Annotated in this window: 9 protein-coding genes; 2 read left to right on the plus strand and 7 right to left on the minus strand. The window is 66.8% G+C overall.

All coding sequences use genetic code 11. From position 1 onward, the window contains the following. Window positions 1–54: 54 nt before the first annotated feature. Window positions 55–1020 (plus strand): nitroreductase family protein, encoded by a 966-nt coding sequence (locus Rhe02_RS29325; RefSeq protein WP_203911630.1) that lies wholly within the window; start codon window positions 55–57, stop codon window positions 1018–1020. A gap of 9 nt (window positions 1021–1029) precedes the next feature. On the opposite strand, the gene Rhe02_RS29330 is transcribed toward Rhe02_RS29325, so the two are convergent. The 7 genes from Rhe02_RS29330 to Rhe02_RS29360 form a co-directional block, all read right to left on the minus strand. Continuing rightward, on the minus strand, window positions 1030–2223 hold the full coding sequence (locus Rhe02_RS29330; RefSeq protein ID WP_203911631.1) for an MFS transporter: 1194 nt from the start codon (window positions 2221–2223) through the stop codon (window positions 1030–1032). 45 nt (window positions 2224–2268) lie between these two features. Continuing rightward, the gene (gene narI, locus Rhe02_RS29335; RefSeq protein WP_203911632.1) at window positions 2269–3012 is read right to left on the minus strand and encodes a respiratory nitrate reductase subunit gamma; all 744 of its coding nucleotides are present in this window, start codon (window positions 3010–3012) and stop codon (window positions 2269–2271) included. Further along, the gene (gene narJ, locus Rhe02_RS29340; protein WP_203911677.1) at window positions 3009–3578 is read right to left on the minus strand and encodes a nitrate reductase molybdenum cofactor assembly chaperone; all 570 of its coding nucleotides are present in this window, start codon (window positions 3576–3578) and stop codon (window positions 3009–3011) included. The genes narI and narJ overlap by 4 nt, the downstream gene beginning before the upstream one ends. A gap of 47 nt (window positions 3579–3625) precedes the next feature. Then, a complete protein-coding gene (gene narH / locus Rhe02_RS29345) occupies window positions 3626–5290 on the minus strand; it encodes a nitrate reductase subunit beta (RefSeq protein ID WP_203911633.1) in 1665 nt (554 codons plus the stop codon). Then, entirely contained in the window at window positions 5290–8955 is a 3666-nt protein-coding gene (locus Rhe02_RS29350) for a nitrate reductase subunit alpha (RefSeq protein ID WP_203911634.1), read from the minus strand. Before Rhe02_RS29350 ends, narH begins: the two co-directional genes overlap by 1 nt. A gap of 108 nt (window positions 8956–9063) precedes the next feature. Next, window positions 9064–10098 (minus strand): zinc-dependent alcohol dehydrogenase family protein, encoded by a 1035-nt coding sequence (locus Rhe02_RS29355; protein ID WP_203911635.1) that lies wholly within the window; start codon window positions 10096–10098, stop codon window positions 9064–9066. Window positions 10099–10206: 108 nt separating this feature from the next. After that, window positions 10207–11178: an Acg family FMN-binding oxidoreductase gene (locus Rhe02_RS29360; RefSeq protein WP_239124122.1), complete on the minus strand. Its 972-nt coding sequence runs from the start codon at window positions 11176–11178 to the stop codon at window positions 10207–10209. A gap of 130 nt (window positions 11179–11308) precedes the next feature. On the opposite strand from Rhe02_RS29360, the gene Rhe02_RS29365 reads away from it, so the two are divergent. Beyond that, entirely contained in the window at window positions 11309–11944 is a 636-nt protein-coding gene (locus Rhe02_RS29365; protein WP_203911636.1) for a response regulator, read from the plus strand. Window positions 11945–11948 lie beyond the last annotated feature (4 nt).

Consider the following 11948-nt stretch of genomic DNA (forward strand, 5'->3'; position numbering starts at 1 on the left):
GGGGGTAGGGAGGAACCACTCTTTCACCGGCGCACCACGGCGAAGGGTCCTGTCATGAACGAGACCGTGCAGCAGGTTCTATACGATGCAGCCCGCCTTGCGCTGGCCGCCCCATCGATATTCAACACTCAGCCATGGCTGTGGGCGGTCGGACCCGACCGCCTCGAATTGCGCGCGGATCGGACCAGACAACTGCGTGTCGTCGACCCGGATGCCCGGCTGTTGACGATCAGCTGCGGGGTTGCGTTGCACCACGCCACGACCGCCCTCGCCGGCAACGCCGTCGACACGGTGCTGCTTCCCGATCCAGCCGACCGTGACCTGCTGGCTGTGTTGCACCTGTCCGGCGAGGCCGCCAGCGGACGCACGCTAGCCCAGCTGCGCCGAGCAATCACCACGCGGCGCACTGATCGCCGGCCGTTCAGCCAAGCACCCGTTCCCGCCCACACGCTCGACCGGCTCGTCGCCGCGTGCGCGCAGCAAGGCGCACACCTGTACCAGGTGCCATACCAGCACCTGGCCACGCTGGCCCTTGCCGCGGTCGCGGCCGGTGCGCTACATCTGTCCAATCCGGACTATCGCGTCGAGCTCGCCGATTGGACTCATCGTCCACTGTGGAGCGGTGATGGGGTACCCGTCGAGACGGCAGTGGAAGCGAGCGCCCGGCGCGTCCCGGTCCGAGACTTCGCGCCGTTCGGTGGCGACACCTTGCCCGCCGGTTCCGACAATGACTTCGGCGCGCTTTACGCGATCGTCTACACCGACACCGATTCCACAGGGTCTTGGCTAAGCGCGGGCATGAGCTTGTCGGCCATCCTGCTCACCGCGACCGCCGCTGGGCTCGGCACGGCACCCATCAGCGACGTGACCGAGGCTGGCGCCATCCGCGAGCAGCTTCGCCAGATATTGCCAAGCGGGTACCCCCAGGTCGCCGTCAGACTCGGACACCCGCAGACCGGCGAGCCACCAGCAACGCCGCGACGGCCACCGGAGGAGGTCATCAGCCTGGTGCGGGCATAGCGAGCGGCCTCATGACCCGGCTGTAGAGCGATGGGCGAGGCCGCTCATTTTGACGGCGGTGTACACGGCGGCAGCCAGTGCGACATCCGACAGCAGCATCAGCCCGATGGCGTAGGACCCCTCGACGCCGTATACCCAGCCCATGATCAACGGTGGGACGAAGCCACCGAGGCCGCCGGCGGCGCCGACAACGCCGGTCACACTGCCGACCTTGTCTGCGGGCGCAAGTTTGCCGACGAGGGCGAAGACTGCGCCGCTGGCGGCTCCGAGCAGGGCGGCCATGCCGAGGAAGGCCATGGTGGCCAACGGGATCAGCGGCGGCTGGAACGCTTGGACCACGGCCAGGAGCGCGACCCCGGAGAAGCTCCACACCAGCACGGCAACCGGGTGGAATCGGTCCGAGAGCCAGCCGCCGGTGGGCCGGGCGATGACGGCGAGCACGACGAAGCCGGCGGTCCGCAAGGCGGCATCGTTGGCACTAAGGCCATAAGCGGTTTTGAGGTAGGCGGGTAGGTAAACGCTGAACGCGACGAATCCGCCGAACCCGACGGCATAAAGGAAACACAATTGCCAGGTGATGGCGAGCCGGCCGACGTCGACGGTGCGGGCCCACGCCGAACCGGTGGGACGCGGGCGATTTGGCGCGTCGCGGATGAACAGGAACGCCACGACCGCGTAGACGACCAGGATCGCTGCCACGATGAGGAATGGGGCGTCCGGGCCGTAGGTGTCGGCGAACTTGACCGTGGTGAAGTTGGCGATGGCGGTGCCGCCTGTGCCGATGCCGAACACGCCGAGGGCGAATCCTTTGCGCGCCGGTGGATACCAGCCGGAGACCAGCGGCACCCCGACAGCGAAGGTGGTGCCGCCGAGGCCGAGGAAGAATCCGGCGACGATCAGTGCAGAGTAAGAAGACACGACGCTCAGCGTGAGGACGGGCACGACCGTGGCGAGGCTGACGATCGGGAACATGATCCGGGCCCCGTACCGGTCGGTGAGCGCGCCGACCGGGATCCTGCCGAGCGAGCCGACCAATACGGGTACCGCCACCAGAAGGGATTGCGCGGCAAAGCCGAGGCCCAGGCGTTCCTTGACGCCGGGGGCGAGCGGGCCGAGCAGTGCCCAAGCCCAGAAGTTCACGGTGAACCCGATCGTGGCCAGCACCAGATTGCGGGTCGCGCCCCCGCGCGGCGTCGTGCTCATCGTCTCACCTCGGAAAGTTAGGGCCGGCGTTGTCGGCGTTGGGCATCAGTCGCGGTTGCGGGTGGGCAGTTGCGGCGGGCCTTCCCAGCCGGGCCGGGTGGGGCGCAGGCCGGGACGGGGATCGCGGCTGCGGTAGACCACGTACGGGCGGGTGAGGTAACCGACTGGGGCGCTGAACGCGTGGACAAGGCGGGTGAAGGGCCAGAATGCGAACAGCGCGAAGGCGGCGATGATGTGGATCTGGAAGCCGACCGGGACGCCCGCCATAACCTCAGGGTCGGGGCTGAGATAGAACAGCGACCGGAACCACGGGGCAACGGTTTCCCGGTAGTCGTAGCCTTCGCCGGCGACATTGGCCCGCACGGTCGCCCACAGCCCGAGCACGATGACGGCTGCCAGAACGACATACATGGCCTTGTCGTTTTTGGTGGTGGCCGCGAAGACCGGTCCGGTGAGACGGCGCCGGGCGATCAGGATGGCCATGCCGATCAGTGTGCTGAAGCCGGCTATCGTCCCGATGAACACGGCCATCAGGTGATAGGCATGCTCGGTGATGCCAACAGCTTCGGTCCACGATTTGGGGATGAGCAACCCGCCTATGTGTCCAATCAGGACCATCAGCACGCCGAAGTGGAAAAGCGGGCTGCCCCAGCGCAGCACCGAGGTTTCGTAGAGCTGGGAGGACCGGGTCGTCCAGCCGAACTTGTCGTAGCGGTAGCGCCAGATCAGCCCGCCGGCAAGCACCGCCATGGCCAGATATGGGTAGACCACCCAGAGCAGAACGTTCATCGACGGCCTCCGGTGGTGTCGACGAAGGCGAATGGTTCCAGGCCGACCTGCTCCACCGGCGGGCCGGAGCGAGCCAGGCGAATTGCCGCGGCGATGTCGCCGGGTTGCGCCGGTGGCAGCATCCCCCGGACCGCCTCGATGACATGCCGGTAGGCGGAGTTCTCGGCGGTCAGCGCATCGGCCAGCAGGTCGAGGCCGACGCGGTTCTCGCGCAGCAGCCGCCAGCCACCGTCGTCCATGGCGGCCAGATCCAATACGGCCGGCAGATAGTCGGGCAGCTCACCGTCCAGAACCTGCAGACCGGCCGCCTTGTACGCGGCGGCGAAGATGACGAGGGCTTCGCCGCGTTTGCGGGTGTCACCCGCCGTGTAATAGGTCAGGTGCAGGCAGCAGCGGCGGCGGAAGTCGAACAGCTCGACGTAGGCGGTGGCGAGGTGGGCCGGATCGTGGCTCGCCCGGTGCTGGGCAGCCAGCCGCAACGGCTCGGCCACCGCCACCGGAAGGGTTTCCAGCGCCGCCGTCAGCGTCGGCAACGCCGCAAGGGCTTCGCCGTCCGGGTAGCGCATCAGCAGCGACGCCGCTCGGGCGGCGACAGGACGCCACGCATGCTGGGTCACGCTTCGCCTCCATCGGTCTTTGGCGGGAAGAGGCCTTCGGGCCGGCCCTTGCCGTCCCAGTTGAGCAGGTTGACCCGGGTGGCCTTATCGTCGGGCGCGGCCGACGAGTCGGCGGTCTGGCGGTTGCGCAGCATGTGAAAGTTCTCCACGTCGATGGGTGCCGGGGTGCCGGAGGACTCGCCGAACGGTCCTGACCCGCCCATGCCGGGTCCGCCTTCGTAGTCCAGGCTGCACTCGGAGCCCAGCTGTTCCAGGCGATGGGCCTGCTCGGCGTGGGCAGCCGGTATGACATAACGGTCCTCGTATTTGGCGATGGCCAGCAGCCGGTACATGTCGTCGATCTGCTGACCGGTCATGCCAACGGCCTCGGCGATCGTCTCATCCGGCTGTTCGCCGAGGTTGATGCGGCGCTGGTAGGCGCGCATCGCCGCGAGCCGGCGCAGCACGGCGGTCACCGGAGCCGGGTCACCTGCCGTGAACAGGCCGGCAAGATAATCCACCGGGATGCGCAGGGCGTCGACCGCGCCGAACAGGTTGTCCATGTCCTCGCCGTCGTGGCCGGTGTCGCGCAAGATGTCGACGACCGGCGACAGCGGCGGGATGTACCAGACCATCGGCATCGTGCGGTATTCCGGATGCAGCGGCAGCGCCACCTCGTACCTCATGATGAGATCCCAGATCGGCGACAGCTGCGCCGCGCCGATCCAGTCGTCGGGGATGCCGGCAGCGCGGGCGGCGGCGACCACCTGCGCATCGTTGGGGTCGAGGAACACCGAACGCTGCGCCGCATACAACTCGTGCTCATCCTTGACCGCAGCTGCTTTTCCGACCCGATCGGCGTCGTAGAGCATCAGCCCGATGTAGCGCAGCCGCCCGACACAGGTTTCCGAACAGATGGTGGGCTGGCCGATTTCGATGCGGGGAAAGCAGAACGTGCACTTTTCGGCTTTGCCGGTGCGGTGATTGAAATAGATTTTCTTGTACGGGCAGCCGGTGACACACATCCGCCAGCCGCGGCACCGGTCCTGGTCGACAAGCACGATGCCGTCCTCGGCCCGCTTGTATATCGCCCCGGACGGGCACGACGCGGCGCACGACGGGTTGAGGCAGTGTTCGCAGATGCGGGGAAGGAAGAACAGGAACGCCTTCTCGTATTCCTGCCGCACGGTGTCGGAGATCTTGGCCAGAATCGGGTCGCCCGCAGCGATTTCGTTGCCACCGGCCAGAGAGTCGTCCCAGTTCGCCGACCAGGTGACTTTGGTGTCCTTGCCGGTGAGCAATGATTTGGGCCGGGCCACGGGAGTGTCGTCACCCGCAGGTGCCGTGAGCAGATGCTCGTAATCGTAGGTCCAGGGCTCGTAGTAGTCGGCCATCGCCGGCAGCTTCGGGTTGGCGAAGATACTCAACAGCTTTTTGAGCCTGCCACCGGCTCGTGGCTTGAGCCGGCCGGAACGGGTGCGCGTCCAGCCACCCTGCCACCGGTCCTGGTTCTCGTAGGTGCGCGGATAGCCCTGCCCGGGGCGGGATTCGACGTTGTTGAACCACACATACTCCACACCGGAACGGTTCGTCCACGCTTGTTTGCAGGTGACCGAGCAGGTGTGGCAGCCGATGCACTTGTCGAGGTTCATCACCATCGCCATCTGAGCCATCACGCGCATCAGTACTGCACCTCCTGGGAGCGGCGGCGGATCACGGTGACCTCGTCGCGTTGGTTGCCGGTCGGGCCGAGGTAGTTGAAGGCGAATGACAGTTGCGCGTACCCGCCGATGAGATGGCTTGGTTTGATGAGCAGCCGGGTCAGCGAGTTGTGGATGCCACCGCGGCGGCCGTTGGTCTCGGCTTTCGGCACATCGATGACCCGCTCCTGGGCGTGGTACATGTATACGGTGCCTTCGGGCATCTTGTGGGTCACCACGGCCCGGCATACCACGACACCGTTGCGGTTGACCGCTTCTATCCACTCGTTGTCGGCAACGCCGATCTTCGCCGCGTCGGCCTCGCTCATCCACATCGTCGGGCCTCCACGCGACAGGGTGAGCATGATGAGGTTGTCCTGGTATTCGGAATGGATCGACCATTTCGAATGCGGCGTCAGGTACCGCACGGTCAGTTCCAGCTCGCCGTTGCGGCCCAGTCTGGGCTCGCCGAAAAGCTTGTGCATGTCCAGCGGCGGCCGGAAGACCGGCAGTTCCTCGCCCAGCTCCTGCATCCAGTCGTGGTCGAGATAGAAATGCTGCCGTCCGGTCAGGGTGTGCCAGGGTTTGAGCCGCTCCACGTTGATGGTGAAAGGCGAATAGCGCCTGCCGCCGTGTTCGCTGCCCGACCATTCCGGGCTCGTGATCACCGGCACCGGCCGCGACTGGCAGTCGGCGAAGCGGATCTGTTTACCCTCATGCTCTGCGGCCAGATCGGCGAGCCGCTGCCCGGTGCGCCGCTCGAGAAACTGGAAGCCTTCGGTGGCGACGCGGCCGTTGGTTGTCCCGGAAAGGGCCAGAATCGCCTCGCACGCTCGGATGTCGGTGTCCAGCCGGGGCCGCCCGTCGGCAGCGCCACCGCGAACAGTGCCATTGACACCGCGCAGATACTCGACCTCCGGTTGGACGTCGACAGTGACGGCTTTAGTGGTGGTGCCGAGCCGGTCCAGCAGCGGGCCGAGCGCAGCCATCTTCTCCGCGATCGCGCCGTAGTCGCGTTGCACCACAACGAATTTGGGCATTGTTTTGCCGGGTACCGCTTCCGCCTGGCCGGTTTTCCAGTCGCGCACCACACCCCCGGGCGTGGCGAGGGCGTCGGGCGTGTCGTGTAACAGTGGCGCGGCCACCATGTCGTTGCGCACGCCAAGATGTGGTCCGGCGAGTTGCGAAAACGCCTGGGCGATGCCGTGGAAAGCGGTGAAGTCGGTGCGGGTCTGCCACGGCGGCGCGATGGCCGGGGTGAACGCGTGGATGAACGGGTGCATGTCGGTGGTGTTCAGGTCGTGCTTCTCGTACCAGGTGGCGGCCGGCAGCACCACGTCGGAGAACAATGTGGTCGACGTCATCCGAAAGTCCAGTGACAGCAACAGATCCAGCTTGCCCTGCGGGGCTTCCTCGTGCCAGACCACGTCCTGGGGCCGTTTCTCCGGCGACGCCTCGTCGGCGCGCAGCGAGGAATCTGTACCCAGAAGATGGCGCAGGAAATACTCGTTGCCTTTTGCCGACGAACCCAGCAGGTTGGCCCGCCACACCGTCAGCACCCGTGGCCAGTTCTGCGGCGCATCCGGGTCGGTGCAGGCGAATCCGAGCTTGCCATCTACGAGCGATTGCGCGACATGGGCGGCCGGATCGTCCGGATTGGACTTTAACGCTTCGTCGGCGACGTCGAGCGGGTTGCGGTCGAAGGTGGGCATCGATGGCATCCAGCCCAGCCGTGCCGACTTGGCCAGCAGGTCCGCGGTGTGTTTGCCGGCGAACTCGCCCCGGGCCAATGGTGACGCCAGCACGTCGGAGCCGTAGTGGTCGTAGCGCCACTGGTCGGTGTGCAAATACCAGTAAGCGGTGCCGATCATCTGCCGGGGCGGGCGTGACCAGTCCAGCCCGAAGGCCAGGTGCGCCCAGCCGGTGACCGGGCGGCACTTCTCCTGCCCTACGTAGTGCGCCCACCCGCCGCCGTTGACGCCCTGGCATCCGGTCAGCGTGGTCAGGGCCAGCATCGCGCGGTAGGTGGTGTCGGAGTGGAACCAGTGATTGGTACCGGCCCCCATAAGAATCATCGACCGGCCACCCGATCGCTCGGCATTGTCGGCGAACTCGCGGGCGATGCGGGCCACCGCCACGGCCGGCACGCCCGTGATCGGCTCCTGCCAGGCCGGGGTGTACGGCTGCGACGGGTCGTCGTAACCGCTCGGCCATTGGCCGGGCATGCCGGGCCGCGACACCCCGTACTGCGCGAGCATCAGGTCGTAGACAGTGGTGACGAGCTTCCCGGCAACCTGAGCGGTCGGCACACCACGGCGGGTCAGACTCGGCAGGTCGTTGTCGAAACGCGGCAACACCACTTCGGCCGGTGCGCCGCCGGCACAGCTCAGCCTGGGCACGACGGCACCCAGGTCGAGGTTCCATCTGCCGACACCCGCCTCGGCGTAGCGGTGCCCCAGCGACCCGTTGGGCACCACGGGCGTGTCGCTGGCGGAATCCCACACCACCGGGCGGAACGCGGCCTCCGCATCGGTCTCGCCGAGATCGGCGGCGTTGACGAACTTGCCCGGCCGGTATCCCCCACCGTCCAACGGCTCCAAGGCGATCAGGTAAGGCAGATCCGTGTAGCGCGAGACGTAGTCGGCGAAACGCGGCGTGCTCTTGTCGACGAAGAACTCTTTGAGGATGACGTGGCCCATCGCCATCGCCAGCGCGCCATCGGTTCCCGGCTGGGCAGGCAGCCACTCGTCGGCGAACTTCACGTTGTCGGCGTAGTCCGGCGACACCACGACGACCTTCTGGCCGCGGTAGCGGGCCTCGGCCATCCAATGCGCGTCGGGGGTGCGGGTCACCGGCACATTGGAGCCCCACATCACCAGATAGGAGGCGTCCCACCAGTCACCGGACTCCGGCACGTCGGTCTGGTCGCCGAACATTTGCGGTGAGGCCACGGGCAGGTCGGCGTACCAGTCGTAGAAAGAAAGCATCGACCCGCCGATCAGGCTGATGAACCGGGCGCCAACGGCGTGCGACACCATCGACATCGCCGGGATCGGGGAGAACCCGGCGACCCGGTCCGGCCCGTACTCCTTGATGGCGTGCACATGCGCGGCCGCCACGATTTCCTGCGCCTCGTCCCACGAGATGCGCACCAGGCCGCCCTTGCCCCGCGCCCGCTGGTAGGCCCGCCGCCGCTCGGGATCGGCCTGAATGTCGGCCCACGCCGCCACCGGATCGCCAAGACGTGTCTTCGCCTCGCGATACATCTGCACCAGCACCCCGCGCGCGTACGGGTAGCGCACTCTCGTGGGCGAATACGTATACCAGGAAAACGCCGCCCCGCGCGGGCAGCCACGCGGCTCGTACTCCGGCCTGTCCGCCCCGACGCTGGGATAGTCGGTCTGCTGCTGCTCCCAGGTGATGATCCCGTCGCGAACATACACCTTCCAGGAACACGACCCGGTGCAGTTCACCCCGTGCGTGGAGCGCACCACCTTGTCATAGGACCACCGGTCCCGGTAGAACGCGTCGGCCTCCCGGCCACCGATCTGGTGCAGCGTGCGCCCGTCCGCGGAAACCTCGGCGCGGCGCACCAGCCCGCCCACGGCCAGCAATGCCCGTCCCGCCTGTTCTGCCGCGCGCGACATAATCGCCATCCCCTCGTTTTCAGACCTCGACGACCGGTGCCCGTCCGGTGAGGACGGGACCAGTCAAACACGCGAGTATGCGTTAGCTGTGCTGAAACTTCGACGCACCTATCGGGACAGCACGACTTTGAGCGCGCCGGTCTGCGCCGGGCGGGAAAACACGTCGTAAGCCTCGAGGATGTTTTCCAACGCGAATCGGTGCGTCACCATCTGCGCCGAGCCGAGCTGGCCCGCAGCGACCATTCGCAGCAGGGTCGGCGTGCTGAAGGTGTCCACCAGCCCGGTGGTGATGGTGATGTTGCGGATCCACAGGTCTTCCAGATGCAGCGTGGCCGGTTTGCCGTGCACTCCGATGTTGGCGACGTGGCCGCCGGGGCGAACCAGCTTGGTGCACAGCTCGAAAGTTTCCGGAACGCCGACCGCTTCCATGACGACATCTGCACCCACGCCACCGGTGACCGCGTTCAGGATCTCCGCCACGTCTTCGGGTGTGGCGGTGATGTCGGCACCGATCTGCTTTGCAGCCTCGCGGCGGCTTTCGGCTTTGTCGACCGCGATGATGTGCAATGGCGAATACAGGCGGGCGGTGAGGACGGCGGCCAGACCGATCGGCCCGGCGCCCACGATCACGACCACGTCCCCGGGTTGCACCTGCCCGTTGCGGACGCCGACCTCGTAGGAGGTGGGCAGGATGTCGGCGAGCAGCACAGCTTGTTCATCGCTGACCGTTGCCGGAAGCTTGTGCAAAGACATGTCGGCGAACGGGATCCGGGCGAATTCGGCTTGCACGCCGTCGATGAGGTGACCCAGGATCCATCCGCCGCCGCCACGGCACTGGCCGTAGCTTCCTTTGCGGCAGTATTCGCAATGGCCGCATGCTGAAATGCATGAGGCAAGAACCCGATCGCCGGGACGGAATCCGTCCACGGCCGAACCGACCTCGACCACGGTGCCGACCGCTTCGTGGCCCAGAATCCGGCCCGGCGTCACGGTGGGCACGTCGCCCTTGAGGATGTGCAGATCTGTGCCGCAGATGGTGACCGCGTCGACCCGGATGATGGCGTCGGTGCTGTCGCGCAGCACCGGGTCAGCGACCTCGGTCCATTCTTTGTTGCCTTCTCCTTGGTACACAAGGGCCTTCATGACACTCTCCAATGGTTTGATGGGATGGGGCCGGACCGTCCAGAGCCCGGCCCCATCTCGTGGGCTAGCGCAGCCAGCGCAGTCGACGCACTAGCCCGGTCATCTTTCTTACTGGTAGACCACTTCCTGCAATGGGCGACGGGGGGTGCTGGGCGGGTCGCCTGCCGGGGCATGTCCGACTCGCACAGCCAGTTGCGGCACACCGATTCCGGCCAGAAGGTGGCGCAGTCTTTCGCGAGTGACGGTCAGCTCGGTGACATCGCTCATCGGTGCGGTGCCTAAGCCTTCGGCGGTGGCGGTCAGCAGCGCTGCGGAGAGAGCTTCACCGCAGCGAAGCCAGTCCGCAGGCGTGTCCTGATCGGTGAAGATCACCGCATAGAGCGCGCCGTGATCTGTCTGCGGGCCGGGTTCCATCGCCGGCCCGCCGAAAGGGGCGAAGTCGCGTACCGGGACCGCGCGAGGCGAGGTCTGCACGGCGGTCGTGGTCGGGACGCCATCACGGCTCCACGGCGGTCGATGGGTCCACCGCATCAGTTCCCTGCGGTACTCCGGATCGGCGAGCTGACAGGCGCCCGCCTGCGCGGCCGCCATCGCCAGCTGGGCGACCTCGTCACGGCGCACGAGGTGCAGATGGGCTCCCTCGGATTCGGCGGCGTCCACCAGGCCGTAGGCGAGGCTTTCGGCCACGGGCTCGGATCCGAAGGCGCGACGGTCGGTGCGCCGGCGCGCGATGGCGTCGTGAAGCAAAAGGTCCCGCAAGGTTGGCTGGCGCGCGCCGGCCAGTTCGATGATGGCGAGCAGGTCGGGGTCGGCCGGGTCGGGCAGGCGCCGTACCACCACCTCATAACCAGAAGCGGCAAGCGCGATGCGGGCGTGGTGAAGTGCGACCCCGCAGCTGATCGTCAGCAGCCGCCCATCGGGGTCGGCGACCATCAGCTGGCGCTCATGATCAGCCCACAGCTTCAGGCTTCGGCCGATCTGCCAGCTCCAGGGCTGGGTGTTGAATATTGACGGCGCGGCGCCGGCGGCACCCGCGGCCGCCCGCAGCGCCTGCTCTCTGGTCTTGTCATCGGCTGGCATGCCCTCACCATGCGCTCAGCGCAGGCAGCCACGTCAGTGCCAGATGTCGCGAGGCCACGTGCCGCCCGGCCCGCCCATGACGGGCCTTAGGTCCCTGTGCCCGCTCTGCCAGGTGGGGCAGACTACAAAGGTGATCCGTGTTTTCCTGCTTGACGACCACGAGGTGGTCCGCCGCGGCCTGCGCGAGCTCCTTGAGAGCGAAGGCGACATCGAGGTCGTGGGCGAGTCCGGGTCGGCGCAGGAGGCCATCGCCCGGATCCCGGCGCTTCGCCCGCAGGTAGCGGTGCTCGATGCCCGGCTGCCCGATGGCAGCGGAATAGACGTGTGCCGGGAGATCCGCTCGGTCGATCCCACGATCCAAGGGCTGATCCTCACCTCTTTTGAAGACGACGAGGCTTTGTTCGCCGCGATCATGGCCGGTGCTGCGGGCTACGTGCTCAAGCAGATCCGGGGAAGCGATCTGGTCAACGGGGTGCGGCAGGTAGCCGCCGGCAGTTCGCTGCTCGATCCTGCTGTCACGCAGCGGGTGCTGGAACGCATCCGCAATCCGCAGCACATGCCGGATCAGCTCAAGAACCTTACCGAACAGGAGCGCAAGATCCTTGGCTACGTGGCCGACGGGCTGACCAACCGCCAGATCGCCGCGCAGATGTTCCTCGCCGAGAAGACGGTGAAGAACTACGTTTCAAGCCTGCTAAGCAAACTCGGGCTGGAGAGACGCACTCAGGCAGCCATTCTCGCGGTCAAGCTGAAGGATCACCCGTAACGGC

Source organism: Rhizocola hellebori (genome assembly GCF_016862955.1).
Classification (GTDB): Bacteria; Actinomycetota; Actinomycetes; order Mycobacteriales; family Micromonosporaceae; genus Rhizocola; species Rhizocola hellebori.

Bases quoted from the DNA above. Each gene is read 5' to 3' on its own strand.
- Rhe02_RS29360 (WP_239124122.1), bottom strand. From the start codon at position 11,178: ATGCCAGCCGATGACAAGACCAGAGAGCAGGCGCTGCGGGCGGCCGCG.
- Rhe02_RS29330 (WP_203911631.1), bottom strand. From the start codon at position 2,223: ATGAGCACGACGCCGCGCGGGGGCGCGACCCGCAATCTGGTGCTGGCC.
- Rhe02_RS29350 (WP_203911634.1), bottom strand. From the start codon at position 8,955: ATGTCGCGCGCGGCAGAACAGGCGGGACGGGCATTGCTGGCCGTGGGC.
- narH (WP_203911633.1), bottom strand. From the start codon at position 5,290: ATGCGCGTGATGGCTCAGATGGCGATGGTGATGAACCTCGACAAGTGC.
- narJ (WP_203911677.1), bottom strand. From the start codon at position 3,578: ATGCGCTACCCGGACGGCGAAGCCCTTGCGGCGTTGCCGACGCTGACG.
- narI (WP_203911632.1), bottom strand. From the start codon at position 3,012: ATGAACGTTCTGCTCTGGGTGGTCTACCCATATCTGGCCATGGCGGTG.
- Rhe02_RS29355 (WP_203911635.1), bottom strand. From the start codon at position 10,098: ATGAAGGCCCTTGTGTACCAAGGAGAAGGCAACAAAGAATGGACCGAG.
- Rhe02_RS29325 (WP_203911630.1), top strand. From the start codon at position 55: ATGAACGAGACCGTGCAGCAGGTTCTATACGATGCAGCCCGCCTTGCG.